The organism is Natronomonas salsuginis, from assembly GCF_005239135.1.
Lineage (GTDB): Archaea > Halobacteriota > Halobacteria > Halobacteriales > Haloarculaceae > Natronomonas > Natronomonas salsuginis.
Map to the genome: position 1 here is coordinate 160058 of NZ_QKNX01000003.1, position 26022 is coordinate 186079.

Annotated in this window: 27 protein-coding genes; 14 read left to right on the plus strand and 13 right to left on the minus strand. The window is 66.1% G+C overall.

Going from position 1 to position 26022, the window contains the following annotated elements:
• The first annotated feature begins 25 nt into the window (after positions 1-25).
• The 3 genes from DM868_RS09145 to larE all read left to right on the plus strand — a co-directional run bounded on the left by DM868_RS09145 (position 26) and on the right by larE (position 2603).
• A complete protein-coding gene (locus tag DM868_RS09145) occupies positions 26-1396 on the plus strand; it encodes a phosphoglucomutase/phosphomannomutase family protein (RefSeq protein WP_137276575.1) in 1371 nt (456 codons plus the stop codon).
• Positions 1397-1428: 32 nt separating this feature from the next.
• The gene (locus DM868_RS09150; protein ID WP_137276576.1) at positions 1429-1644 is read left to right on the plus strand and encodes a hypothetical protein; all 216 of its coding nucleotides are present in this window, start codon (positions 1429-1431) and stop codon (positions 1642-1644) included.
• An 80-nt stretch (positions 1645-1724) separates the two neighbouring features.
• Positions 1725-2603 carry an ATP-dependent sacrificial sulfur transferase LarE gene (larE, locus tag DM868_RS09155; protein ID WP_137276577.1) on the plus strand — a complete coding sequence of 293 codons (879 nt, stop codon included), beginning with the start codon at positions 1725-1727 and terminating at the stop codon, positions 2601-2603.
• A gap of 30 nt (positions 2604-2633) precedes the next feature.
• Here larE and DM868_RS09160 read toward each other — a convergent pair whose 3' ends face one another.
• The 7 genes from DM868_RS09160 to DM868_RS09190 form a co-directional block, all read right to left on the minus strand.
• A complete protein-coding gene (locus DM868_RS09160; RefSeq protein ID WP_137276578.1) occupies positions 2634-3329 on the minus strand; it encodes a sensor histidine kinase in 696 nt (231 codons plus the stop codon).
• A gap of 83 nt (positions 3330-3412) precedes the next feature.
• Positions 3413-4027 carry a histidine phosphatase family protein gene (locus DM868_RS09165; RefSeq protein WP_137276579.1) on the minus strand — a complete coding sequence of 205 codons (615 nt, stop codon included), beginning with the start codon at positions 4025-4027 and terminating at the stop codon, positions 3413-3415.
• A gap of 367 nt (positions 4028-4394) precedes the next feature.
• Positions 4395-4955: a phosphatase PAP2 family protein gene (locus DM868_RS09170; protein WP_137276580.1), complete on the minus strand. Its 561-nt coding sequence runs from the start codon at positions 4953-4955 to the stop codon at positions 4395-4397.
• 57 nt (positions 4956-5012) lie between these two features.
• On the minus strand, positions 5013-5480 hold the full coding sequence (locus DM868_RS09175; protein ID WP_137276581.1) for a metal-dependent hydrolase: 468 nt from the start codon (positions 5478-5480) through the stop codon (positions 5013-5015).
• A gap of 308 nt (positions 5481-5788) precedes the next feature.
• Positions 5789-6562 (minus strand): CDP-alcohol phosphatidyltransferase family protein, encoded by a 774-nt coding sequence (locus tag DM868_RS09180; protein WP_137276582.1) that lies wholly within the window; start codon positions 6560-6562, stop codon positions 5789-5791.
• Between the two features lie 160 nt (positions 6563-6722).
• Positions 6723-7112 (minus strand): DUF7475 family protein, encoded by a 390-nt coding sequence (locus DM868_RS09185; RefSeq protein WP_137276583.1) that lies wholly within the window; start codon positions 7110-7112, stop codon positions 6723-6725.
• Between the two features lie 49 nt (positions 7113-7161).
• Entirely contained in the window at positions 7162-9135 is a 1974-nt protein-coding gene (locus DM868_RS09190) for an aldo/keto reductase (protein WP_137276815.1), read from the minus strand.
• 88 nt (positions 9136-9223) lie between these two features.
• Here DM868_RS09190 and DM868_RS09195 point away from each other — a divergent pair, with 88 nt between their 5' ends.
• The 5 genes from DM868_RS09195 to DM868_RS09215 all read left to right on the plus strand — a co-directional run bounded on the left by DM868_RS09195 (position 9224) and on the right by DM868_RS09215 (position 13648).
• Positions 9224-10102 (plus strand): hypothetical protein, encoded by an 879-nt coding sequence (locus tag DM868_RS09195; RefSeq protein ID WP_137276816.1) that lies wholly within the window; start codon positions 9224-9226, stop codon positions 10100-10102.
• Between the two features lie 174 nt (positions 10103-10276).
• A complete protein-coding gene (locus DM868_RS09200) occupies positions 10277-11266 on the plus strand; it encodes a zinc-dependent alcohol dehydrogenase (RefSeq protein ID WP_137276584.1) in 990 nt (329 codons plus the stop codon).
• 50 nt (positions 11267-11316) lie between these two features.
• Positions 11317-11694 carry a 6-pyruvoyl trahydropterin synthase family protein gene (locus DM868_RS09205; RefSeq protein ID WP_137276585.1) on the plus strand — a complete coding sequence of 126 codons (378 nt, stop codon included), beginning with the start codon at positions 11317-11319 and terminating at the stop codon, positions 11692-11694.
• Entirely contained in the window at positions 11691-12755 is a 1065-nt protein-coding gene (locus DM868_RS09210; protein ID WP_137276587.1) for a glycosyltransferase family 4 protein, read from the plus strand. The genes DM868_RS09205 and DM868_RS09210 overlap by 4 nt, the downstream gene beginning before the upstream one ends.
• Entirely contained in the window at positions 12752-13648 is an 897-nt protein-coding gene (locus DM868_RS09215) for a hypothetical protein (protein ID WP_137276589.1), read from the plus strand. The genes DM868_RS09210 and DM868_RS09215 overlap by 4 nt, the downstream gene beginning before the upstream one ends.
• Positions 13649-13704: 56 nt before the next feature.
• On the opposite strand, the gene tatC is transcribed toward DM868_RS09215, so the two are convergent.
• From tatC to DM868_RS09230, 3 genes are all read right to left on the minus strand, one after another.
• Entirely contained in the window at positions 13705-14478 is a 774-nt protein-coding gene (gene tatC, locus DM868_RS09220) for a twin-arginine translocase subunit TatC (protein WP_137276590.1), read from the minus strand.
• Between the two features lie 63 nt (positions 14479-14541).
• Entirely contained in the window at positions 14542-14898 is a 357-nt protein-coding gene (locus DM868_RS09225; RefSeq protein WP_137276592.1) for an AzlD domain-containing protein, read from the minus strand.
• Positions 14895-15581: an AzlC family ABC transporter permease gene (locus tag DM868_RS09230; RefSeq protein ID WP_137276594.1), complete on the minus strand. Its 687-nt coding sequence runs from the start codon at positions 15579-15581 to the stop codon at positions 14895-14897. Before DM868_RS09230 ends, DM868_RS09225 begins: the two co-directional genes overlap by 4 nt.
• A 179-nt stretch (positions 15582-15760) precedes the next feature.
• Between DM868_RS09230 and DM868_RS09235 the strand changes: the two genes are divergently transcribed.
• From DM868_RS09235 to DM868_RS09245, 3 genes are all read left to right on the plus strand, one after another.
• Positions 15761-17974 carry a twin-arginine translocase subunit TatC gene (locus DM868_RS09235; RefSeq protein WP_137276595.1) on the plus strand — a complete coding sequence of 738 codons (2214 nt, stop codon included), beginning with the start codon at positions 15761-15763 and terminating at the stop codon, positions 17972-17974.
• A 131-nt stretch (positions 17975-18105) separates the two neighbouring features.
• The gene (locus tag DM868_RS09240) at positions 18106-18696 is read left to right on the plus strand and encodes an NAD(P)/FAD-dependent oxidoreductase (RefSeq protein ID WP_137276597.1); all 591 of its coding nucleotides are present in this window, start codon (positions 18106-18108) and stop codon (positions 18694-18696) included.
• A 63-nt stretch (positions 18697-18759) separates the two neighbouring features.
• Complete coding sequence (locus DM868_RS09245) at positions 18760-19332, plus strand: cysteine hydrolase family protein (protein ID WP_137276598.1); 573 nt, start codon at positions 18760-18762, stop codon at positions 19330-19332.
• Position 19333: 1 nt separating this feature from the next.
• Here the strand turns inward: DM868_RS09245 and DM868_RS09250 are convergent, their stop codons facing one another.
• Positions 19334-20248, minus strand: coding sequence for a DUF6159 family protein (locus tag DM868_RS09250; RefSeq protein ID WP_137276599.1), 915 nt, complete (start codon positions 20246-20248; stop codon positions 19334-19336).
• Positions 20249-20388: 140 nt separating this feature from the next.
• On the opposite strand from DM868_RS09250, the gene aspS reads away from it, so the two are divergent.
• The 3 genes from aspS (at position 20389) to DM868_RS09265 (ending at position 23812) form a co-directional block, all read left to right on the plus strand.
• Positions 20389-21690, plus strand: a complete 1302-nt coding sequence (aspS, locus tag DM868_RS09255) for an aspartate--tRNA(Asn) ligase (protein WP_137276601.1) — start codon at positions 20389-20391, stop codon at positions 21688-21690.
• 355 nt (positions 21691-22045) lie between these two features.
• Positions 22046-22651: a hypothetical protein gene (locus DM868_RS09260; RefSeq protein WP_137276602.1), complete on the plus strand. Its 606-nt coding sequence runs from the start codon at positions 22046-22048 to the stop codon at positions 22649-22651.
• 93 nt (positions 22652-22744) lie between these two features.
• Positions 22745-23812: an ArsA family ATPase gene (locus tag DM868_RS09265; RefSeq protein WP_137276604.1), complete on the plus strand. Its 1068-nt coding sequence runs from the start codon at positions 22745-22747 to the stop codon at positions 23810-23812.
• 18 nt (positions 23813-23830) lie between these two features.
• Here the strand turns inward: DM868_RS09265 and DM868_RS09270 are convergent, their stop codons facing one another.
• Positions 23831-25123: a glycerate kinase type-2 family protein gene (locus DM868_RS09270; RefSeq protein WP_137276605.1), complete on the minus strand. Its 1293-nt coding sequence runs from the start codon at positions 25121-25123 to the stop codon at positions 23831-23833.
• Between the two features lies 1 nt (position 25124).
• Positions 25125-25952, minus strand: a complete 828-nt coding sequence (locus tag DM868_RS09275; RefSeq protein WP_137276606.1) for an SDR family oxidoreductase — start codon at positions 25950-25952, stop codon at positions 25125-25127.
• Positions 25953-26022: the final 70 nt, after the last annotated feature.

The window sequence follows — 26022 nt, forward strand, 5'->3', positions numbered from 1 at the left end:
TAATCGATCCCGTCGATTCGACGGCATGGACATCGAATTCGGCACCGACGGCTGGCGGACGACGGTCGACGAGTTCACCGCGCCGCGGATCCGCGCCGTCGGGCAGGCGGTCGCCGACCACCTGCGCGAAACCGGCGAGGACGCGCCCGTCGCCATCGGCTACGATCCCCGCGAGGGATCGCGACCGGCCGCCGAAGAGCTTGCTCGCGTCCTCTGTGCCAACGGCTTCGACGCGCTCGTCCCCGAGCGTGACACGCCGACGCCGGTGGTCGCGTGGACGGTGACCGACCGCGACCTGTCGGGCGCGCTGCAGGTGACGGCGAGCCACAACCCGGCGACGTACAACGGGATCAAGTTCGTCCCGAGCGACGGCGCACCGGCACTGCCCGACGTGACCGACCGGCTGGTCGCCGAACTGAAGCCGCCGGAGCCGATCGACGAGGAGCGGTGGGGATCGGTCCGGGAGATCGATATGATCGGACCGTACCTCGACCACGCCGTCTCGTTCGTCGGGACCGACCTCGACGGGATGGCCGTCGCTCACGACGCGATGCACGGCAGCGGCCGCGGCGTCACCGACGAACTGCTCTCGCGTGCGGGGGCGACGGTCACCCGTCGCCGGAACGAAGCCGATCCCGAGTTCGGCGGCTCACCGCCCGAGCCGTCCGCCGAGCGGCTCGCGGAACTCGAGGCCGAGGTCCGATCCGGCGACGCCGAGTTGGGGATCGCCAACGACGGCGACTCCGACCGGATCGCGGTCGTCACCCCCGAGCGCGGCGTCGTCGATCCGAACTGGGTGTTCGCGGCGCTGTACGACCACCTGCTGGAATCGGCGGGCGGCGACGCCGTCCGAACCGTCTCGACGACCGCGATCCTCGATCGGATCGCGGAGGCGCACGGGCGCGCGGTCCACGAGACGGCCGTAGGGTTCAAGTGGGTCGCGGAGGCGATGGCCGATCACGGCGCGCTCGTCGGTGGCGAGGAGTCGGGCGGGTTCGGGATCACGGCGCACCTGCGCAACAAGGACGGCGTGTTGATCGCGCTCGTCGTCGCGGCGGCCCACGGCGAGGAGCCGCTCGACGACCGACTCGACCGCCTCCGAGCCGAGTACGGCGACATCGTCCAGGACCGACGGAGCATCGACTGCCCCGACGACCGGAAGGCGGCCGTACTGGATCGCCTCGGCGAGGAGTTGCCCGAGACCGTGGCCGGCTCCGCGATCGACCGCGTCGGCCGCACCGACGGCTTCAAGCTCTTCTTGTCGGACGGCTCGTGGGTCCTCGTCCGGCCGAGTGGCACGGAGCCGAAGCTGCGAGTCTACGCCGAAGCCGGGAGCGACGAACGCGTCGACGAACTGCTCTCGGCCGGGATGGCGCTGCTGGAACCGCTCGTGTGAACGTTGAATGCGGTTCGGCCTGTATCGTTGATATGCGACCGATACACCGCATCCTACTGACCGTCGCCATCGGCGGCTGGCTCGGGGCCGCCACCGCGCACGTCCTCGCACGGTTCGGGGACGCGCGCGAACGGTGGGAAACGCGACGGGACCTGTGCCTCCTGCTGTCGAGTGTCTGCATGAACACGCTCGTGGCCAGCGTCGCGGTTCGGTACATCGCCCGCCGTGGATCCGGCCGATCGACCTGACCGACGGTCGGAGGATCGACCGACACGCCGCCCCACGTCGCGTCGCCGGGCTTTTTTACGCGCACCCCGAGGAGTGGGATATGGATATCGAGGCCACACGCGACGACGCGATCGAGGACCTCCGTCGGTTCGACGGGGTGCTCGTCGCCTTCTCCGGCGGCGTCGACTCGGCGGTCGTCGCCGCACTCGCCGAGGCGGCGCTGGGCGATCGCGCCGTCGCCTGCACCGCGAAAAGCGAGACGCTGCCGGCCGCCGAACTGGAGGACGCCGCGCGGGTCGCCGAGGAGATCGGCATCCGCCACGAGGTCGTCTCCTTCTCGGAGCTCGACAGCGAGGCGTTCGTCGCCAACGACGACGAGCGCTGTTATCACTGCCGGTCGATGCGGCTCGGGAAGATGTTCGAGACGGCGCGCGAACTCGGTATCGAGACGGTCTGCGACGGGACGAACGCCTCCGACCCCGGGGAGGGGCATCGCCCCGGCCTGCGTGCCGTCGAGGAGCTGGACGCCTACTCGCCGTTGCTCGAACACGGCATCGAGAAGGAGGGCGTGCGCGCCATCGCGCGCGAGTACGGTCTCTCCGTCGCTGACAAACCCTCAATGGCGTGTCTCTCCTCGCGCATCCCAACCGGTCTCGAAGTCACCGAATCGCGGTTAAGCCGCATCGAGAAGGCCGAGACGTTGCTCCGAACGTGGGGGTTCGAGCAGTTCCGCGTGCGCGATCACGACGGGCTCGCGAGGATCGAGGTCGGAGCGGACGAACTCGAACAGGCGCTCGATCCGGAGTTCGCGGCAGCAGTCTGTCGACACCTCTCGGACGTCGGCTTCGATCACGTCACGCTGGATCTGGAGGGATACCGGACGGGGAGCGTCTCGCCGGCGAGCGACGGTGGAAGCGACGAGTCGGCGGTCGACGTCGAGACCGTACTGGGGACGGAGTACCCGACCGTCGACGACTGAGCGCGGAGCCCGATCGGGGCGGGGGCGAACTCACTCGGCGGTCGGGAGCGTGACCACGAACACCGATCCCTCCGGATCATTGTTCTCGACGAAAACGTCGCCGCCGTACGTTTCGACGAGCGACTGCACGAGGTAGAGCCCGATCCCGGCTCCCGAGCTATCGAGGCCTTTCTCGCCCTTCCCGAAGATGTCTTCCTTCTGCGTATCGGGGATTCCGGGACCGTTGTCCGCGACGCGGATCTCGGCGTGGTCGCCCGCTTCGGTCGCCGAGAGTTCGACTTCTGGCGGCGTCTTGTCGTTGTGTTGTACCGCGTTCGAGAGCAGGTTCCGGAAGACCGACCCGAGCATGTCGTTGCCGACCACGTCGACGTTCGGGATGGGCTCCTCGACGGTGATCACCGCGCCGGGATAGCTCGACCGAACCTCGTCGACCTGTCGGGCGAGGACGCCATCGAGCGATACTGACCGGTTCCCACCGTCCGTATCGAGCATCACACGAGCCAGATCTCGCGCCGTCGTCGTCAGCTTGGTCGCGCTCTCGGTACTCTCTTTGATGATGTCGAGATACTGCTCGCCCTCCTCGTCGACGTGATCTTCGAGGAGTTCGGCGTACGCGCCGATCAGCTGGAGATCGTTTCGGATATCGTGTCGCATGACCTGATTGAGCAGCCGGAGGTCGTCGCGCTGGGATTCAAGACGTGCCTGCTCGGGAGAGTCGTCGGCCATATTCGGACTACGTCCGGCTGAAATAAATCAGTGTTCGAGAATCCTCCGTCGTGGGACCGGCTCCCACACTCATCGGCGACGTTCTACTCCCGGTCCGGGACGGCGCTCTCGCGAACGATCGTCGTCTCGCCGCCGTTCACCAGAAGCTCCGTGACCGCGCAGTTCTCCGGGTGATGGTTCACCAGCGACTCCGTCAGACCGAGCCCCTTGACGTGGCCGAGCAGGATGCACAGCGGGCCGCCGTGGGTGACGAGGAGGAGCGTCTCGTCGTCGCCACCGCCGAGACCATCGAACCGACCGACGACGCGCTCTTTCACGTCGCGGAATGACTCCCCGCCCTCCGGGGTTGCCTCGACCGCCCGGTAGGCCGTCTCGCTGAGACCGTAGATCGGGAACCGTTCCTCGACGTCCTCGTAGCTGAGCCCCTGGTACACCCCGAGGCCGCGCTCTCGCCAGGCCGACTCGAACGAAACGGATCGATCGCCGACCGAATCGAGAAGCAGATCGGTCGTTTCACGCGTTCGAAGGAGATCTGAGGCGAGGACGCGGTCGACATCGTAGGACTCGGCCAGCCACTGGCCGACGTTTCGCGCCTGCTCACGCCCGGTCTCGTTCAGCGGAACGGGGGCCCACCCCTGCATCCGGCCGTTTCGGTTCCAGTCGGTTTCGCCGTGACGGACGGCGACCACGCGCGTCATGGGACGTTGTAGTCCCGAAAGCAGTATCAGACTACCGGAAGAGTGTGCAATCCGCTGTCCGTGTGCCGGTAGTAGCGCGCGCCGGAGTCGTCGGGGAGAGACGAACTGGATGGACCTACAGCGTCGGGACCGGCGGGCGCCACTGTTTTAACGTGGCCATCGACGTGATCAACGAGACGCTAGGGGCAAACCCTGAACCCGGATGCGTCGAGAACCCGATCCCCGAATCGGTTAGGTCCACGACATCTGTGCCGACGTTTCGAAGCCGCGTGAGGCGACCAGCTGGGGGCCCGAAATCGAGGCCTGACAGGGCATTCGGCGGGTCCGTTCAGCCTATCGGTGAGGGCGGCAACCGGTTCGAAGCCGCCTACTGTGGCAGTTTTCTGAACACTGCGTCGAGGTCCGTGCAAGCAAGAACTCGCTCGGCGATCATCACCGAAGCGATGCCGATCGCGATACCCGCCACAGTATCGGACAGAAAGTGGGTACCGAGATAGATCCGCGATACGGCGACGACGGCGGCGAGCGTGGCGACCGATCTGAACGGCAACTCGTCGGAGTTCCGAGCCACCATCGCGTACGCCGTGACGGCGGCCGCGTGGCCGGACGGGAACGACGTCGTCGGCGTCCCGGCACCGTCAGTCAGACAGACCGGCTGGGTCGGAAACGGGCGCTGGACGACCGTCATCAGGACCGCGACGACCACCGCTGTGATCGAAAGCGCGATGAGCGTAACCAGGAACTCCTCGCGCCACTCCGCCAGGTAGAACAGTCCGACGACAGCGAGTCCAGCCGCTACGGAGCCCAGTCCGGTCACGGACGTCATCAGATTTGTCAGGATTGGGTGGCGTAGCTCGAGGATCAGCTCCACAGTGAGCGCATCGATCGCCAGGACGTATTCGAAGAGTTCGCCGAGTAACTGCACCATGGGTCGTCCGAACGGTTCCAGTCGGAGAGTGATATACCCACCCGCCGTCGCCCCGGCTCATTCGGCCCGAACGCGGGACGGCAGGAACCGATCGGCGGCGAGAGCAGCGAACAACGCAATCCACACGATGACCTCGAGGTAGAACGACGGCGTGCCGAGGTAGTACCAAAAGAACGCTCCTGGAGGGATCGCGAGCGGGTCGGCAGATTCGACGAACGGCCACAGCAGGAACAGCGCGTGGCCGGGCCGCCCGTTGATCACGACGTGTATGGCGTCGAGACACAGATGTGAGCCCCACCCGATCGCGGCGGCCATCCCGGCCCGACCGTACAGTGCGATCGGGACAAGAAGCAAGGCGAGAAAGACACTGTGGCCGATTGAGTGGTACAGCTCGACTACGCCGAGCGCCCCGAGTGGCTTATCGATGAGGTCCGGGAGCGCCGCGCCGACGAGCAGCCACGGCGTCGATAACCGGGACACTCTCCCGGCGACGGCGGCAGCAGCGAGATGCGTCAGAAAGAGCATGTGTGTACTGTCGTCGCGAACGTACTCATACTGTCGGTCACAACTCCGTGAACGATCGGTAGCGATCGCCGACGTAAACTACCCCATCCTACTCGCTCACGGCTTCTGCGCGCGGGCCGCAGGCCCGCTCGCACGGCCCGAGGCGCGCAGCGCCTCGCTGTCCTCTCCGGCCGACTCGCGTCGTCCTTCCGATCGGGGTCAGAAGTCCTCGCTCCTTGAGGCCGGAGGCTCCGCCTCGAAACTGCTGAACGACGGGCCCAAGTCGATCAAATCGCGCAACGGCCCTCAACGTACCATAACCGACAGTATCAGGTATTGGTGCGGGGAAGCCGGCCGCTGACGGTGAGGGAGTCCCGGGCGAACACGGCCAGCGACGGCGCGAGCACGATCGGCGCGACGGTCCAGACGAGATCAGTCGGCGTCGACGGGACGAGCGCGATCGTAATGAAGGCCATCTGAACACCTGCGAGATACCTCCCGAGGTCGCTGTCGGGGCGATCGAACACGGGACGGTCACGGAGGCGCCGCCAACGAATGCCCGCGAGAAAGACGTATCGAGCGGCCGAAATCGAGAGATACCAGATCGGTAACAGACCCCACAACACCGCTAACAGCGGGGCGGCAACGAAACCGAAGGTGTCGAAGGCCGTATCGAGGCGAGCTCCAAGAGCCGTCTGTTGGCCGACGCTCCGGGCGACGGTGCCGTCGAGTTTGTCGAGGACGGCGCCAACGCCGTAACACAGTGCCGGGACCCAGGCGAGATCCGTCGTAGCCGGGACGACGACGAACCCAGCCACGACCGCATAGAGCGCCCCCCGGAGCAGTGTAAGCGTGTTCGCCAGCCCGAACAGGCGACGCCGGACGCCACCGGTCAAGCCCACGGTGTCGACGCTGTACCCCACGTACCAGAGCTGTCCCGCCCAGCAGATCCCAGCGACTACGGCCGGAGAGACCAGCAGCTGTTCCGTCTCGTCGAGTGGGAGAACCCCCCAAAGGACGGCAGCCAGACAGAGCGCGGCGAACGCCGGCAGACCGACCCCGAGACCGACCGAGACTGACCGCTTACGCCGCAGTTCAGCCATCACCGCCTCCCGGTCCGCGCTGTCTGGGCCGCAGCCGTCGTCGTGTCGAGGGGAACGAAACCCCGACACCATCGAAATCGTTCATTCGGAATACCCGTAAGGCGATTAGAGGAGACATCGGTTAAAACGCGAGTGAGGCGGCAAAATCCATGACTACGGGCTACCGCAGCAAGACGACGAGGACGGCGACGAGAACGACCTGTGCGACCTTGTCGACGGCGCCGAGCGTGCCAATATCCGCCGGGAACGATTTCGGACCGGCGGCGAAGTTGAGATAGTACCACAGGACGATCTGGAGCAGCGTGAACGGGATCCCGGCGGCGTAGACCGCCCGCCGACGGCGATCGAGGACGACGAGTACGATCCCGCCAAGAAAGCCCAACCCGGCGAGGATGAAACTGATGCTCATCGCCGAGGGGGACATACTGATGCTCATTCTAACCCCGAGCAGAACGTGTATAACGGCGGAGACCAGCGCCGCGAGGATACCCACCCAGTGGGGGCCGCGCAACGATTCTGTGCTGAATCCCTGGGTTTCGCTCGTTGCCATACCGCATATATGATACGAGATGACATAGTTGTACTGCAAAACAGGCGGGCTATCGATCGAAGTCAGGATCCCGGAGGGTCTCGAGGCGGGCACACGCCTCCGGGGGCAGCCGTTCGGCAGCCGCGGCCAGATTCGCAACGACGTGTGACGGCGTGGTACTGGCAGGGATCGGAACGATACCCTGTGTGACGTTCCACGCGAGGACGACGCCGGCCGGTGAGAGCCCGCAATCGGCGGCGATCTCCGCCAAGACCGGCTCCTCGAGGAGACCGGGGGCCGACAGCGGCGAGTGAGCGACGACCCGGATACCGCGCTCGTGACAGAACGCAACGAGTTCGTGCTGTGGTCGATACGGATGGCGTTCGATCTGAACGAGGGCCGGCCGGACCGTACCGGTCTCGAGAATCGTTTCCAGTTGCGTCCGCGAGACGTTACAGACGCCCAGAGTGCGTGCCCAGCCGCGGTTGTGGGTCTCTTCCAGGTTCCGCCAGGCGGTCGAGAGCGGGACGTTCGCCGCTTCTAGATCACCGTCGTCGTCATTGGGGAAAGTCAACGCTTCCTGTTGCTCGATCGGTTTCTCGGCGAGACGGGAGAGTTCACCGCGGTAAGCCAGCGCCGACGGCCAGTGCAGCGTGTAGCAGTCGAACGCGTCGATACCGAGTTCCGAGCGGCTGCCCGCACACGCTTCGAGCAGGTGCTCGCGGCGGTGATTGGTGCGCCACGCTTTCCCGATGATAAAGAGGCGCTCGCGATCTGGCGTGCCAGGGGCGGCCAGTACGTCCCCGATCCGGTGTTCGTTGCCGTACAGTTCCGCGCTGTCGAGGAGCCGATAGCCGGCGTCCAGGGCGGTGACGATCGAATCGATCCGATCGATGTACTCCCCGTTGCGGTAGCGCGAACAACCGAACCCGATCGATGGGAGGCGGAGTGATCTGGGGCTGTCGGAAGGCAGATGTCGTCCCGGCGGAGTGACGACCGGCTCTGGAAGGGAGTCACTCGTCACACCGTGTGCGGGAACCGGGATCGGACCGCCGTCCGCTGCAGCCGTCTCGATGGCGTTGCAGACGGCAACAACGTGTGCACCCCGTTGACCGCCGGATCTCGAGGGCGTTCCGTCGGCGACGCTTGTCGCGAGTCGCTCGACGGCGTCGAGATACGAGAGTGATTCGGCGGGAGACTGCGGCGGCACGGTCGTGTATTCACGGCCGAGACGGCCGAACTGAACGTCGTCGGTAGATGATTCCATCGCACCGGTTCCCCGAAGATACAGCGATCCGTCGTCGCCGTGGAGTTCGAGGCCGTAGAACTCCCGGCTCCGGTGAGGCGCATAGAGGCTCGCCGTCAACCGGACGGTCGGTCCCGAGGCGAACGCGAGGGTGGCCTCGACGTGGCTCGGCGCGGTCGGCCGCCTCGCTTCACGGTCGGGCCAGAGGTGAAGCGCGTCGGCGACACGGACGCGCTCGACGGGGCCGAACCACGAGACGAGGAGCGAAAGTGGATACACGCCGCCGTCGTACAGCGGGCCGATCTCCAGGAACGATTCGGGACGGTCGTGCCAGTCGGTGACCCGACCGACGTGAGCATGGGCGTAGCCCAGTTGGATGGGGCCGAGCCGCCCGTCCGCGAGGAGTCGTGCTGCCCGGCGCTGGGGAGGGCCCCGCGACGTCGTCGGCGCGCATCCGAGTGCCAGTCCCCGGCGGCGGGCCATCGCCAGCAACTCGCCGGCCGTGTCGCCGTCGAGCGCCAGCGGCTTCTGCGAGAAGACGTGTCGATCCGCCGAGAGCGCCGCCCGCGTCACCGACGCGTGGGCGGCGTGACTCGTCAGGTTGACCACCAGCGGCGCGTCGACCGTCTCGAGAGCCACTTGCAAGTCGGTGAACGAAGGACAGACGTGGTCCTCGGCCAGCACTGCCGCCCGCTCGCCGTCAAGGTCACAGACGCCGGCCAGCGACAGCGGACTGTCGGACAGTCCGGCCGCGTACTCGGTCGCTATCGCCCCGGCGCCCACGAACAGACAGTTCACGACGGTACCAGGACGGCCGGACATATATTCCCTCGGCGGAGGCGTTTAGTCGACACGGCGCGGACCGACCAACGTGATGGAACCGGGAATGAGCCGGCTCGGCACGGGTTATCTGCGATGTCTGCAGGCGATCGGCCGGCGGATGGACTACGGCGAGAACGTTTACGACCGCGAGTGGGACGTGCTCGTCGTGCTGGACGCCTGCCGGGCGGATCTGCTGCGGTCGGTCGCGACCGATGTCGATTTTCTCGACGCCGTCGAAACCGTTCGGTCGGTCGGGAGTTCCTCCTCGGAGTGGCTCGAGAACACCTTCGGCGGCCGCGCCGAGACCGGCCGGACGGTCATGGTCACCGGAAACACCTGGACTGATCGGTACCTCGAGGCAGACGCGTTCGCTGCCCTCGACGAAGTCTGGAAGTATGCCTGGGACGACGATCTCGGTACCGTGCGGCCGGCGACGATCACCGACCGAGCGATCGCGCTCGATCGTGAGCATGATCCCGATCGGCTGGTCGTCCACTACATGCAACCCCATCACCCGTTCGTTCCGGATCCGATCGCGGGCGACGACGGCATGGCTCGGACCGGCAGCCACAGCAACGACGCGAACCCGTGGGTGTTACTCCGCCGTGGCGAAATCACGACCGAACGGGTTCGATCGGCCTACAGAGCGAACCTCGAGTACGTGCTCGCCGAGGTACGGACGCTCGTCGAGAACGTTACCGGTCGTGTCGCGATCACCGCCGATCACGGCAATCTCTTCGGGGAGTGGGGTCTCTACGGTCATCCGATGCACACGCCGGTGCCGGCTCTGCTCGCAGTTCCGTGGGCGGAGACGGACGGCCAGGGTCGACGGAGCTCCGTCCCGACCCTCGAACCTCCGGAACCGCTCCCAGTGGGCCGTATCTACGGTGCCGAGACCGACAGCGAGCGGCTGGCGGCGCTGGGGTATTTATCAACCCAATAACGGGGTGAGATCCGTCGTTGTGATTGAGGACCACAGGGCCGGGAGCCGTAATCTTTAGTTAAAGACCCACATAGATTCGACTGTGAATCACCAGGGGAAACGCCGACGCGATCGATCGCCACATCCAACCCCTCGGATCGAGCATCCCAGGAGACCGGAGCGGCGTGAGCGGGGATGACTCGGCGGGCACTGTACTTCACCGGGCCTCGATCGGTGGAAGTCCGAACCTCGTCAATCCCTGATCCGGACGCTGGTGAGGTCCGGGTTCAGACGAGACGGTCGACTGTCAGTCCGGGCACGGAGATGCTGGTCTACCGTGACGAGGTCCCTCCGGAACTGGTGGTCGACGAGACGATCGACGCATTCGATAACACGTTTTCGTACCCGCTGCAGTACGGCTACGCCTCTGTGGGGCGCGTGACGGCCGTCGGCGAGGGCGTCGACGACGAGTGGCTCGAACAGCGGGTGTTTGCGTTCAACCCCCACGAGAGTCACTTCCTCGCTGACCCCGAGACGCTCGTCCCGACGGCGCTGTCCGACGAGCGAGCCCTCCTGATCCCGAACACCGAGACGGCAGTCAACTTCGTCATGGACGCGCGGCCCCGGATCGGCGCGCGGGTCGTGGTGTTCGGCCAGGGACCGATCGGGCTGTTGACGACGGCGCTGCTATCTGAGTTCCCGCTTTCGGAACTCGTCACCGTTGATCGCTACGAGCCCCGGCGGCGGCTCTCGGAATCGCTGGGTGCCGACCGCGCCGTCTCGCCCGACGCCCTCGGGAGCGCGATCGAGGCGGACGCCGACATCGCGTTCGAACTCTCCGGAAACCCGACGGCACTCGACGACGCTATCGACGTCGCGGGCTATGCGGGGACGGTCATCGTCGGGTCCTGGTACGGCACGAAGGACGTGGCGCTGGATCTCGGCGGAACGTACCATCGGAGCCACATCCGCCTCCGGAGCAGCCAAGTAAGCCGGATCGATCCCGACCACGCCGACCGGTGGGACAAGGACCGCCGGCTGGACGTCGTCCGGTCGTGGCTGGCCGAGCACGATCTCTCGGCGCTTTTCACCCACGAGTTCGACATCGAGCACGCGGCCGATGCCTACCGACTGCTTGAGGAACGACAGGACGAGGCCGTCCAGATCGTGTTCACCTACGAGTGATGCGAGAACGATCCTCCGGATTTAGGTGCCCGCCACCCGTTGTCGTGTCCGTGTACTCCACGACGGTGCTGACCGATTTTGTGGCACAGCACTACCTCACAGTTCCGGATCCGGGCCCCGAGGGAGTCCCGCATTCCCATCACTTCGAGGTGGAACTGACCTTCTGCGGTCCCGAACTGAACGAGTACGACTACCTCGTCGACATCGACGACGCCGAGGCTGCACTCGCGTCACTGGCCGATCGGTACCGCGATACGCTGCTCAACGATCTTCCGGAGTTCGAGGGCTACAACCCGAGCGTCGAACGCTTTGCCCGCGTCATTTTCGAGCGCGTGACCGCGGCCGTGACCGACGAGACCGTCACCGAGCTGGCTGTGACGGTCTGGGAAGACGACGCGGCGGCTGCCACATACGATGTTTCGGTATGAGAGTCGGACTGACGCTGTACGGTGACATCGACGAGCGCTCCGGGGGGTTTCGTTACGATCGAAAACTACTCCAGGGGCTTCGAGCGGCCGGCGATACCGTTGAACTCGTTGAGTTGCCCTGGCGGCGATACCCTCGGGGACTCCTCGACAACGCGTCGCCACGGCTCCGGGATCGATTGGATGTCGATGTCGATGTCATGCTGCAGGACGAACTCGCCCATCCGTCCCTGCTCCGGGCAAACCGTCAGTTGCCGTATCCGATCGTCAGCATCGTCCATCACCTGCGAGCGAGCGAATCGAGACGTCTGTCCCCGTTGTACCGCGCCATCGAGCGCCGGTATCTCGGAACGGTCGACGGCGCAGTCTGCAACAGCACGACGACCAGAGACATCGTTACCGGCCTCGGCGTCGATCCTGGATTGACTGCCGTCGCACCGCCCGCCGGCGACCAGTTCGATCCCGACCTCGACGACGGGACGATCGAGCATCGCGCACGGGAGCGACCGCTTCGGGTAGTCTTCGTCGGCAACGTTACCCCCCGAAAGGGGCTGAAAACGCTCATCGAGGGGCTGTCGGCCGCCGAAACCGACGTGAAACTGACCGTCGTAGGACGATCGGCCGACGAGCGATACGCCGCCGCGGTGCGACGCAGCGTCCGCCGAGAGGGTCTCGCCGACCGCGTTGATCTGGCGGGCGAACTCTCCGAGGAGGAACTCGAAACGGTGCTCCGGTCGAGTCACGTCCTCGCAGTGCCGTCCCGATACGAGGGGTTCGGCATCGTCTATCTGGAGGGGATGAGTTTCGGGCTCCCGGCGATCGCCTCACGAGCGGGGGGAGCAACAGATGTCGTCACCGACGGCGAGACGGGCGTACTCGTCGATCCGGGGAACTCAGCGGCGATCGCGGGGGCGCTGACGCGGTTCGACGCTGACCGCGATCGGCTGGCCTCGATGGGTAAAGCCGCCAGACGACGATACGAATCGCATCCAGACTGGCGCGAGACGACCGCCCGCGTCCGCGGGCTGCTCGAAGCCGTCGCCGCTCTCGAGGTGATACCATGACGGGTGACTTTCGGCGCTATCTTCGGGCGAAACGGACCGTCGACGACCGTGCGATCGATCAACGGCTCGTCGGAACGCTTCGCGAACGCCTCCGGAACCGAACGGAAGCCGGTGACGGCCCGCTTCGAGTCCTCGAAGTCGGGGCTGGCATCGGGACGATGCTCGCCCGCCTCGTCGAGTGGGACGTACTCCCGCCGGGAGAGATCCGATACACAGCGGTCGATATCGAATCGGACACCATCGAAGCCGTCGTGCCGTACGTCCGAGAGTGGGCCGCCGAACGATCGGTTTCGGTCTCCGAGACGGACCGGATCGTTCTCGAGGGATCGAACCGTCGTATCGAACTCGAACCGGTAGTCTCGGAGGCCGTCGCGCACGCCGAGCGAACGACTGGCGAGTGGGATCTGGTCGTCGGCAGCGCGCTGCTGGATCTCCTCGAACTCGAGGCGCTGGATCGGTTGCTCGATGCGCTTTCGCCCGGCGGACTCTGTTATTTCCCCATCACGTTTGACGGTGGGACTCGGTTCCGGCCGGAACTCCCGGGCGACCGGACGATCGAGCGTCACTACCACGCTCACATGGACGCGAAACCGGGGGGAAGCAGTCGGGCGGGTGGAGATGTCGTCGCTCGGCTACAGGGAGCCGTCGGGGTGACGCTTCTCGGCGTTGCCGGCTCGGACTGGGTCGTCCGCCCTATCGAGGGAACGTATCCTGCCGACGAGGCGTACTTTCTCCGGCACATTCTCGATACGATCGAGGAAGCCGTCGGTGAGGTGACCGACGATACCGAGACGCTCGAAGCGTGGCTGGCCGAGCGTCGGAGACAGATCGATTCCGCCGAGTTGTGCTACTTTACGCATCAACTCGACGTCCTGGGGTGCGTCAAGAAATGATTTGAAAGGGAAAGCCCGCCGATGGACAGATCGGAGGAAACGACGGTGAGATTGCGTTAGCGGCGGACCCACCGCAACACCAAAAGCGTCGCCTCGAAGAGCCCGATCATCGTCGCGGACACGATGATCGGTGCCATTCCCGTCGGATCCGGGCTGAAGAGGAAGGCGATGCCGAGGAACGCGCCCCAGAAGTACAGCCGCTTCGCGGCCAGCCACGCGCGGGTCGTCAACCCCATCATGATCGCCAGCATCATGAACAGCGGGATCTGGAACACCGCGGCGAACAGCCCCATCATCAACACGATGAGATCGAACGTGTCGGTGAGGCCGAACGCGATCGTGGCCGCGTCCTGCGAGTAGGTCAGAAAGTACGTGAAGATCGCCGGCAGGACGAGAAAGTACGCGAAGAGGACGCCGAACACGCCCAACACGAGACTCGTCGGGACGGAGGCGAGATAGTATCGCCGCTCTTGGGTGTACAGCCCCGGGCGCATGAACAGATACGTCTGATAGACGAAGACGGGGAGGCCGACGACGAAGCCGGCGAGCGTCGCGACTTTCAGCCGCGCGAGGATGAGCCCCAGGGGGTGATACACCCGCGGGCGGGCGATGTCCCCGCCCGGAAGCACGGAGTACCACAGGAAGTTGATGATCCGATCGCCAAACGGGAAGACGATCCCGGAGATGATCGCCATGACGACGAGGACGATGCCCAGCCGGTAGACCATCTCCTCGATGTGGTCCGCCAGCGGCATCTCCTCGTCGCTCTCGGGGCCCTCGCCGACGAACCCCTCGTCGACGTCGTACCCCCCGTCGGCCGTCTCTGCCATTGGCGTGCATCCGTCCCCGGCGTTTGTAAGCCTTCTCTCTCGGGTGAGTGTCGGGGGCGTCGGCTACACGACGACGACGCGGAGCAACCACAGCGTCCCTATCCCGCTCGCGATCGTCGCGAACACGTTCTCGGTCCGCCACGCGACGACGACGGCGACGGTCCCGGCGGCGATCCGTTCGTCGAGCACGGTCGCCGAAAGCGACGGCTCGATCGTGACGATCGCCGGAATAGCCAGCGCTGCGAGAACGGCCGCCGGGACCAATCGGAGCACGCGTTCGACGACCTCGGGGACCGATTCGAGCCGACCGAACAGGTAGATGAACGAGAGCCGGATCGCGTAGGTCGCGAGGGCGAGAACGACGATGACGAACCAGATGGCCGCCGAACCGTAGCCGCCCGCGCCGGCGCTCAGGCTCATCGGTTCCCCCACGCCTCGACGGCGAGGCCGATGGCGATCCCGGAGACAGTGCCGACGAAGAGCCCGAGGTTGAACGGGACGCCGGCCGCGAGCAGCGCGCCCGCGCCGGAGACGATGGCCGCGACGATCGTCGGAGGATCCTTCAGCGACGGGACGAGCAACGCGATAAATACGAGCGGGATGGCGAACGAGAGTTCGAGTTCCGGTGGCACGCCCGTCCCGACGAGGACACCGGCGGCGGTCCCCACCGACCAGACGACCCAGGAGGCGAGCCCGAGTCCGGCGTAGTACCGGAGTCGGTCGCGCGAGTCGTCGCGCGAGAACTCTGCGATCGACATCGCGTACACCTGATCGACGAGCAGGTGCGCCAGCGCCGCTCGGACGCGCCGGCTGTACCGGGTGAAATGCGGCGCAATCGAGGCGGAGTACATGAGCATCCGGAGGTTGACCACGACGGCGGTGCCGATCACGACGAGCAGCGGGGCCGAATTACTGAGCAGTTCGAACGCGGCGATCTGGGACGCGCCCGCGAAGACGATGACAGACATCACGACCGCCTGCACGGGGGAGAGGCCGGCCTCGATGGCGGCGATTCCGGTGATCATCGCGAACGGGACAATCCCGAGGTAAAACGGGACCGAATCGCGAATACCGGCGCGGAGATCCGGATGGATGTCGATCATCGCGTACGGTCCCGAGGGAGGCGAGTTCGTCCCGAGACGACAGGATTCGGACGTATCGGCATTTCACGGGAGCCGGTACCAGTAGACATCAGCCGACGACGCGCACGGCGGGGTGAAAAGTCTTGTATCCCGAGGACTAACGGAAAAGGTTGATAACCGCGAGCGAATAACCGTTCACCGTGTCTAGCGCCGTAGACGACGATGTCGTCCGGACGGTCTCGGAGGGTCGCGCACACCTCGGCGCGCTGCTTCGAACCGCACAGAAGCATCTCCAGAAGGTGTTCATCGTCTTCGTGATCGGCTTCCTCGGGACGTTCACCGTATTGCGGCTCTACATCTGGGATATCCTCAAGCGGGATCTCAACGCCCACCCGGACATCGTCGTCGTCGCCATCACGCCCTTCGAGGTCATCCTCCTGCAGGCGAAGATCGGACTGGTCGCCGGGCTCATCATCATGTTCCCAGCGCTCGCGTACTTCGGCCGCGATTCGCTGAAACAGCGCGGGCGCTGGCCGGAGAACCTCCCGCGATGGAAGGGGGCCGCGTTCGCGCTGATCAGCGCGACGCTCTTTCTCGGCGGCGTCGCCTACGCCTACAACCTGTTCTTCCCAATCATGTTCGCGTTTCTCGCGGACAACGCCGTCGGAGCGGGCTTTCAGCCGACCTACTCGATCTCGATGTGGGCGCAGTTCATCTTCCTTCTCTCTCTGTCCTTTGGACTCGCTGCGCAGCTGCCGCTGTTCATGAGCACGCTCTCGTACACGGAGATCGTTCCCTACGAGACGTTCCGCGACAAGTGGAAGTACGCGGTCGTCGCAATCTTCGTCTTCGGCGCGCTGTTTTCGCCGCCAGATCCCTTCACGCAGATCATGTGGGCGGTGCCGCTGGTCGTGCTGTACGGGGCCTCTCTCTACGTGAGCAAGATCGTCGTGACGACGAAACGATCGAGCGACTCGATCGATCTGCGGGGGACGGCGCGCGACCGGTGGAACGTCCTCCTCGGGCTGTTCGTGGTGGGACTCGCCCTCGTGTACGCCTTCTATACCTACGGCGGCTACCTCGCTGTCAACGACGTCCTCGCGTCCGCCGGGTCCAGTTATCGGTTCCTCGCGCCGGGCGCGGGGATCGGACTGGCCGAAACGACGTACATCGCCGTCGTCGGATCGCTCTACGGACTCGGCTTCGGGCTCGTCGGATTCGCTTACTTCGTCTACGACGGGCTCGAAGCGCCCGCGGCAAGCGTCGTGGGCGTCGATCCCGAAGATATCGACGTGGCGGAGCTCGACCTCGACGGCATCCGGTCGGCCCCGGACGCGGTGTTCGATGCGATGGAGGAGTCCGAGGCAGTCGCCCTCGCCGGACGGGCGATGGACGATGAGGATGTCGACCGTGCGCAGGCGATCCTCGATCGGTTCGACGCGGTCGACACCGACGCGGAGGGCGACGAGGCCGAAGCGACCAAAACAGCCGAATCTGACGACGCCGAATCGACCGCCCCCACGGCCGAAACCGGCGGAACGGCCGAAACTGAGGAGATCGACGACAGCCGGATCATGGCGGCCCGCGGGGCAGGCATCCTGGGCGCGTTCAGCGAGGACGAGATCGACGAGGACGACATCGGCGGCTACGCCTACGATCTCAAGTTCGTCTTCGATAGCATCACCTCGAAATCGTTCCGACTGGTCGGACTGTTCATGGCCATCATGGCCGGGACGTTCTTCGTGCTGTATCAGGGCGGGATCGGCCGTCTCCACGAGCAGTTCGTGCGCGGCATGCCCTCCGAGTTCGCCGCCGAACAGGTGTCGATCGTCACGCTCCATCCGGTCGAGGCGCTCATCTTCATGATCAAGGTCGCCGTGATCTTCGGCCTCGCCGCCGTCGTGCCGCTGCTCATGTACTACGCGTGGCCGGCCCTGAAAGAGCGCGGCGTGGCCCGCGGCGATCGGCGCGTCCTCTTGCTGTGGGGCGGCAGCCTCCTGACCTCGATGGCGCTCGGGAGCCTGTTGGGCTTCCTCTACGTCGCCCCCTCGGTCATCTCGTGGCTCGCGACGGACGTGTTGCGCGCCGAGATGGTGATCGCCTACCGGATCAGCAACTACGGCTGGCTGGTGTTTTTCCTGACCGTCGGGATCGGGATCCTCGTCATGGTGCCCGTCACGATGCTTCTCTTTCACCGCGGCGGGATCGTCCCCTACGCGGCGATGCGCGGCCGGTGGCGGGAGGTCTCGATCGCCGTGCTCGCGGCGGGGGCCTTCCTGTCGCCGCGGGGAGTCTTCACCATGTTCCTGCTCGGCCTGCCGGTGATCGCCACCTACGGCCTCGGCCTCGGATTGCTGTGGCTCTACACGCTCGGCGGTCGGCGGGTGCCGGAAGCGACCGAGCCGGCCGACTGAAGCGGCGCGAGCCGCTCACTCGGCGTCGTCTTCGAGCGCCAGGGAGTTACAATTACGAACGGCGGGCTCGGCGAGGGCGAATTTGACGCCATCCACGAATATTTGTCCGTGGAAGGCAAACCAGATCGCGTATGGCTGAAACCAACGCCGACGTGCTCGTCGTCGGGGGCGGCCCCGCCGGACTGAGTGCGGCTCTCTTCGCGCGGAAGAACGGACTGGAGACGATCTGCTTCGACACCGACGGGACGTGGATGCACAAAGCGCACCTGTTCAACTACCTCGGCGTTGACTCGATCGACGGCTCAGCGTTCATGACGGCCGCTCGATCGCAGGTCGACAGTTTCGGCGTCGAGCGCGTCGAGGCCGAGGTGACCGACGTATCAGAGGCCGACGACGGCTTCGCGGTCGAGGCCGACGGCGAGGAGTACACCGCGTCCTACGTCGTGTTGGCGACCGGCGCGAACCGCGACCTCGCCGACTCGCTCGGCTGTGCGTTCGACGACGAGATCGTCGACGTGGACGTGACGATGGAGACGAGCGTCGAGAACGCCTACGCGACGGGTGCGATGGTCCGAGCCGAGGAGTGGCAGGCGATCATCTCCGCCGGCGACGGTGCCGCGGCGGCGCTGAACATCCTCTCGAAGGAGAAGGGCGAACACTATCACGACTTCGACGTGCCCGCCGACGCCGACGCGGTCTTCGGCGGGATGGCCGAGGAGTAGCGCCGCGAGAACAGCCGTCCATCGCCGCGAAAACGGTTTGTCGCTTCCGACGGAAGTGCGCGTATGAAGCTCGATCCCGAGGAGACCGCGGTCGTGGTCGTCGACATGCAGAACGGCTTCTGTCATCCCGACGGCTCGCTGTACGCGCCGGGGAGCGAGGCGGCGATCGACCCCTGCGCCGAGTTGGTCTCGGCGGCCCGCGAGGCCGGCGCGTCCGTCGTCTTCACCCGCGATGTGCACCCGCCCGAGCAGTTCGAGGCAAACCACTACTACGACGAGTTCGACCGCTGGGGTGAGCACGTCGTCGAGGGCTCGTGGGAGGCCGAGATCGTCGAGGATCTCGACCCCGATGCGGCCGACCTCGTCGTCGAGAAACACACCTACGACGCCTTTTATCAGACGGGGCTGGAGGGGTGGCTCGAACGCCACGGCGTCGACGACCTCGTGATCTGCGGGACGCTCGCGAACGTCTGCGTCCTCCACACCGCCGCGTCCGCCGGGTTGCGGGATTACCGGCCGATTCTGCTCGAAGACGCCGTCGGCGCGATCGAGGAGGATCACCGCGAGTACGCGCTCGAACACGCCAAGTGGCTCTTCGGCGAAGTGCACTCGCGGTCGGAGATCGAGTTCCGGTAACTCACTCGACGAACGACTCGCCGGGTCTGCGATCCGACCGCGACCCGGGCGTCGCCCTGCGCTCGGTACGGCCGCCGAGCGTCTGGAAGTCGAAGTTCTCGAACTGCGACGGTGTGGTCCCCTCGGCAGCGTACACGTACAGCGCGGTCTTTGCGATTCCCCAGACAGTCTGGCTGATCAGATACGTGAACACCAACGCGAGCGCGACGAGGACGATCGCGAGGGCGACCCCCGCGCCCTGAAACGCCGCGACCAGCGGAGCGGAGACGACGAGCGCGGCGAGGACGAGGACGACGCCGAGCACCGCCACGATCGCCGTGATGCCGAAGCCGGCCCCCAGCGTCTCGCCCCACGTGTCCCTGAACGTCTCACCGCTTCGCTCGAACATCTCCGTCGCCGAGACGTCCTCGAAGACGAGGACCGGAACGATAAAGAACGTCATGATCGACCAACCGAGCGCGAACAGCGACCGCAGGATCGAGGCGACGGGATTGTCGGCGTCTTCGAGCGTCCGAAGGAGGACGCTGACCGTCGCGGAGATCACGGCCCAGACCGCGATCGGTCCGAGTCGGCCGTTGATCGCGCGCATGCTCGATCGGATTTCGGGCTCTCGACCGTGGAACGTCTCGTTGGCCGCGTACACGAGCGCGGCGGCGAAGTAGGTGCTGACAAACGTCGTCAGGAAGTACAGCACGAACAGGACGACGTACTCGAGCCCGCCGCCGATGACGTCGGCGAGCACCAGCGGGAGGAACAGGAACACGAGAAAGAAGACGCTCGCGACGGCCGCCAACAGGGGAAAGACGAGCAGTTTCGGGTACTCACGAATCACGCCGACGCTGTCTTTCGTCAGCGTCCACCCCGTCTTGAGCCGATCGACGAATCCCACCCCGTTCGATCGCGCACGTAGTGCCATACCCCAGACGGGACGCGTCGAGAGGACTTATCGGTACTGGCGTAGTGCCGACCGGTCGGCGCGGGAGCGTGGTTCGTCGGTGACGGATCGTCTCCGCCGCGTTTCCCCGCGCTTAAGTCCGACCGTGGAGAATCTAGTGTATGGACGATCGAACGTACACGGCGGAGGCGACGCCCGGCGAGACGGTAACCGTTGCCGGTTGGGTCCACGAGATCCGCGATCTGGGCGGCATCGCCTTCCTCATCCTGCGCGACACGACCGGACGCATTCAGGTCAAATTCGAGAAGGACGAGATGGACGACGAACTGGTCGAGATGGGGCTCGGCGTCTCCCGGGAGTCAGTCGTCGCGGTGACCGGCGACGTGAAAGAGGAGCCGCGCGCGCCGACCGACGTCGAGGTCGTCCCCGAGTCCGTCGAGGTGCTGTCGCGGGCCGATACCGAACTCCCCCTCGATCCGACCGGGAAGGTCGACGCCGAGCTCTCGACGCGGCTCGACAACCGGACGCTCGACCTCCGCCGGGAGGCAGGACAGGCGATCTTCTCGATTCGAAGCGAGGTCCAAGCCGCGGTCCGAGAGGCGTTCCGCGAGGCCGACGCGACCGAGATCAACACGCCGAAGATCGTCGCCACCGGGACTGAAGGGGGCACGGAGCTGTTCCCGATCACCTACTTCGGCCGCGAGGCGTTCATGAACCAGAGCCCCCAGCTGTTCAAACAGCTCATCGCGGGCTCGAACCTCGAGCGCGTCTTCGAGATCGGTCCGATCTTCCGCGCCGAAGAACACAACACGCCCCGGCACCTCAACGAGGCGACCTCGATCGACTTCGAGGGGGCCTTCTGCGACCACAACGACGCGATGGACGTCTGCGAGTCGGTCGTCGTCGCCGCCTACGAGGCCGTCGCGGAGAACTGCGCCGAGGAACTCGATGCGCTCGGACTCGACGAGTTCGAGGTGCCCGACACGCCTTTCCCGCGCATCAGCTACGAGGAGGCCATCGAGCGCATCAACGCGACCGGCGAGCTCGACGAGCAGCTCGTGTGGGGCGACGACCTGCCGACCGAGGGCGAGAAGGCGCTCGGAAACGACGTCGGCGGTCACTACTTCATCACCGACTGGCCGGCCGAGATCAAGCCGTTCTACATCATGGACCACGACGACGACGAGACGCTGTCGACGGGGTTCGACATGATGCACCCGCGAATGGAGCTCGTCTCGGGCGGCCAGCGCGAACACCGCCGCGAGGAGCTCATCGCGGGCTTCGAGGCGCAGGGACTGGACCCCGAGGCGTTCGAGTACTACACGAAGATGTTTAAATACGGGATGCCGCCGCACGCCGGCTGGGGACTCGGTGCCGAGCGGCTCATCATGACGATGCTCGATCTGGACAACATCCGCGAGGCTGTATTGTTCCCGCGTGACCGGCAACGGCTCTCGCCGTAACGGTCGCGTGGGTGCTCGTTGGGCAAGCGAAGCGAGTCCAACGGTGTTCCCGCGTGACCGGCAACGGCTGAGCCCATAGGGGGAAGGCGTTGAGAGGTAGTGAGGTGAGCGAAGCGAATCTCACCAAGACAGACAGCGATTGAGTCCGTAGACGACCCCGAAACCGACCGATCTTTGCGACGAAAACGAGTGCACCGAACAGCGACGGCAATCGTGGATGAAACCGGCCGTGCGTACACGAAACGCCCATTTCGTGCCGAACACACGGGTAACTGAGGTTTCAGATGTACTCAGATGGTAAGAGATGGTTTTTGCCGTCATGTTTATTATGTTGGAAGCCATCTGTCAAGCCACAATGAGCGAATACAGCACCCCGGTTTCGGTCGCGTTCGAGTTCCAGCGCAGTACGATCCAGAGCGCCCACGAGGTCGTCGAGAACGGCATCGAGGCGCAAAAGCAGTTCAGCGCGGCGATGGTCGACGGATTCGCCCCGGCCCGCGACGCCTCCGAGCGTAGCACGGATATCGTCCGAACGGGCGTCGACACGTATTTCGACGCCATCGAGGCCGTCGTCCCCGCCGGTAGCGGCGTCGAGGAAGTTCGCGAGATCACCCACGAGCAGCTCGACCTGTTCGAGGAGAGTCAGCTCGACGCCATCGATCAGCTCGAGAGCGGCTTCGACGAGAGCGCGGAGGCGACCGGCGAGATGCTCGACGAGTTCCTCTCGGCGCTCGACGAGCAGGTCACGACCCTGCTCAACGCCCACGAGGACCTCGAAGGCCAGACGATCGAGATGCTCGAGCGACTCGAGGACAGTCTCGAGGACCTGCAGGCCGAGTTCGAGGCCCGCGGCGAGGAGATGCAAGAGCAGCTCGAAGCCCAGGCCGAGGCGATCCAGGAGCAACTCGAGGACGTGACGGAGAACGTCCAAGAGGCCGCCAGCGAGACGACCGCGGCGTAAGCGCCGAGCTCGTCCGTTCGTTCACCACCGATTTTCTTTCGACGCCGCGTCCAGTACCGACGGGTACACAAACGGTGATCACCCACGACAAGTATGACCGAACTCACCGTCGAGGCGGTCGACTCCCTCGACGCGGCGGGCCTCCCAGCCGGCGTCGACGCCCCGGAGTACGTCCTCTACGGCGGGAAAGGCGGCGTCGGGAAGACGACCTGTGCGGCCGCGACGGGGCTGGCGAGCGCGCGCGGTGGCACGTCAACGCTCGTCGTCTCGACTGATCCCGCACACTCGCTGTCGGACACCCTCGAAACGGAGATCCCGTCGGAGCCGGGGCGGATCGACGACGAAATTCCGCTGTTCGCGGTCGAGATCGATCCCGAGTCGGCGGGCGGGCCGTTCGCCCCCGATGACGGGGCGTTCGACGAAGATGCGTGGGACGACGACGCCGCGAGCGACGTGGGACTCGGCGGGCTCGAATCGCTGTTGGGCGAGGGCAGCCACCCCCTCGCGGGCGGCGCGATGCCCGGCGCGGACGAAGCCGCCGCGATGTCGCTTCTGATCGAGTACCTCGACGACCCGCGGTTCGAGCGGGTGGTCGTCGACACCGCGCCGACGGGCCACACGCTCAGACTGCTGGAGCTGCCCGACGTGATGGACTCGATGCTGGGCCGTCTGCTGTCGCTTCGGGAGTCTCTGTCGGGGGTGATGGGGAGCGTGAGCGGGCTGTTCGGCGGGGGGGACGACGATGCCGCCGCGAGCGCGAACCTCGACGAGCTATCCGCGAAGATCGAGCGCTTGCGGACGGCGCTCGAAGACCCGTCACGGACCGACTTCCGCGTCGTCATGGTCCCCGAGAAGATGAGCGTCGTCGAGAGCGAGCGGCTCGTCGGTCGATTGGAGGAGTTCGGCATCCCCGTCCGGACGGTCGTCGTCAACCGCGTCAGCGAGGATCTCACGTCCGTGACCGGCCTCGACGCGGACTGGTTCGTCGCCCCCGAGACCGAACACTGCGAGTTCTGCCGGCGACGATGGGAGGTCCAGCGCGACGCGCTCGCCCGGGCCCACGAACTGTTCCGCGGTCGAGAGGTGAAGCGGGTGCCGCTGTTCGCCGAGGCGGTACACGGCAAGGCGATGCTCGGGATCGTCGGCCGCTGTCTCGAGTGATGGCCGCGCCTGGCCCTATCAGGGGACGACGAGCACGCGGAGATCGTTGACGTTCGTCCCCGTCGCGCCCGTCCGCAAGAGCGCGCCCTTCGAGTCCAAGAACGTGTAGCTGTCGTTGTCCGCGAGCGCCGCGCGGGCGGCCTCGGGATCGTCGACCGTCCGGCCGTCGACCAACCCACCGGCGGCGTCGGTGCTGCCGTCGCCGCCGTCGGTGTCGACCGCACTGAGGACCGCGTCCGGGGGGAGCCCCGTAGCGGCGGCGAGGACGAACTCACCGTTTGGGCCGCCGATCCCGTCGCCGGTCACGCGAACCGTCGTCTCGCCGCCCGAGAGGACGACCGCCGGTGGCTCGACGGGATCACCGCTGTCGGCGGCTTCGGCCCCGATCGCGGCGTGGAGCCGGCCGGCCGCCGCCGCCTCGCCCTCGATCCGCGTCGAGAGGACGCACGTTTCGTACCCTCGATCCGCGGCGACCTCGCGGGCGGCGTCGATCGCGTCGCGACCGGATGCAATGACGTAGTTCTCGACGTCGACGTCCGGCGGAGCGCTCGACTCCGGTTCGGCGAGGCGTGCGCGGACGGCCGGCACGTCGAGATCGTATCGATCGAGCACGGCGGTCGCGGCCTCGAGATCGACGCCCGTCGGGACCGTCGGGCCGCTCGCGATGACCGACGGATCGTCGCCGACGACGTCGCTGACGAGGACGCCGACGACGGTCGCCGGAGCCGCGGCCGCCGCGAGCCCGCCGCCCTTGATCGACGAGCAGGCGCGCCGAACCGCGTTGATCTCGTCGATCGACGCCCCGGCGTCGAGGAGCGCGTCGGTGACCGCACGCAGATCGCCCACCGAGAGCCCCGACGCGGGGGCGCAAAGCAGCGCGCTGCCGCCGCCGGCGATCGCAGCGATGACGAGCGTCCGGTCGTCGGCCGCGCAGGCCCGGTCGAGGACGATTCGCGCACCCGAAACGCTCCCCTCGCCCGGCGACGGGTGCTCACCCTCGAGCACGTCGACGCGCGTCGGGTCGGCGGTCCGTTCGTTCGTGACGACTACACCGCCGTCGAGCCGATCGCCGAGCAGCGTCTCGAACGCCGCCGCGAGCTCGTCGGCCGCCTTCCCGCCGCCGAGCACGAGGATCGAATCGTGCGCCGAGAGGTCGTACTCGACGTTCCGGATCCGAAGCGTCTCGCCCGCGAGCGCGCAGTGACGTTCGACCGCCCGCCGTGGATGGACGGCGTCGATGCCGCCCGCGAGACAGTCCAACGCGAGTTCGTGGGCCGGCGACTCGGCGAGCGTCTCGAACCGATCGAACATCTCAGGAGGTGAACCGCCGAACCGCGCCGAAGAGCTGATCGGCGATCCGATCGGGCAGGTAGCTGGCGTAGACCAGCAGTTGCGCGGCCCGGCCGACGACGTACCGCGGCTCGGGGTCGGGCGACACCGATGCCTCGACGATCGCCTCCGCGACCTCGGCGGGGTGGACGGCGAACGGGCTGTCGCCGCCGATGAGCGTCGCGTCCTCCTGGAACTCGTAGAGGTCCTCGTAGGCGTCCGTCCGATCGAGCCGCCGAAGCTCGTCGTCGACCCGATCGCGGAAGCTCGTCTGCACCGGCCCGGGCTGGACGACGCTGACATCGATCCCGAACGGGTCGAGTTCGCGTCTGAGCGAGTCGCTGTACCCCTCGATCGCGTGTTTCGACGCCGCGTACGCGCCCATCCCCGGCGCGGCGACCCGCCCCGCGAGCGAGGAGACGTTGACGATCGTCCCGTCCTCGCGCTCGCGCATGTGCGGCAGCGCGGCGCGGACGAGTCGGTGAGGGCCGAAGACGTTTACGTCGAACTGCTTTGCGAACAGTTCGTCGTCGATGTCCTCGAGGGGGCCGTGCTGGCCGTAGCCCGCGTTGTTCACGAGCGCATCGAGGCGGCCCTCCTCGTCGATGATCCGATCGATCACCCGGTTGACGTCCTCATCGTTTCGAACGTCTATCGTTCCGATGTCACAGCCGGCCTCGCCGAGCGTCTCGATGTCGGCGGGATTCCGTGCGGTCGCGTACACCTGCCACTCCTCGTCCAAGAACGCGTAGGCGGCCGCCCGGCCGATGCCGGACGAACAGCCGGTGATCAGTACCGTCCGATTGCTCATATCGACCGATCGAGGGGACGGTAGTTATACCATTCGAGGGAAGCGAGGATCGCGAAAGGGGTATGAGAAT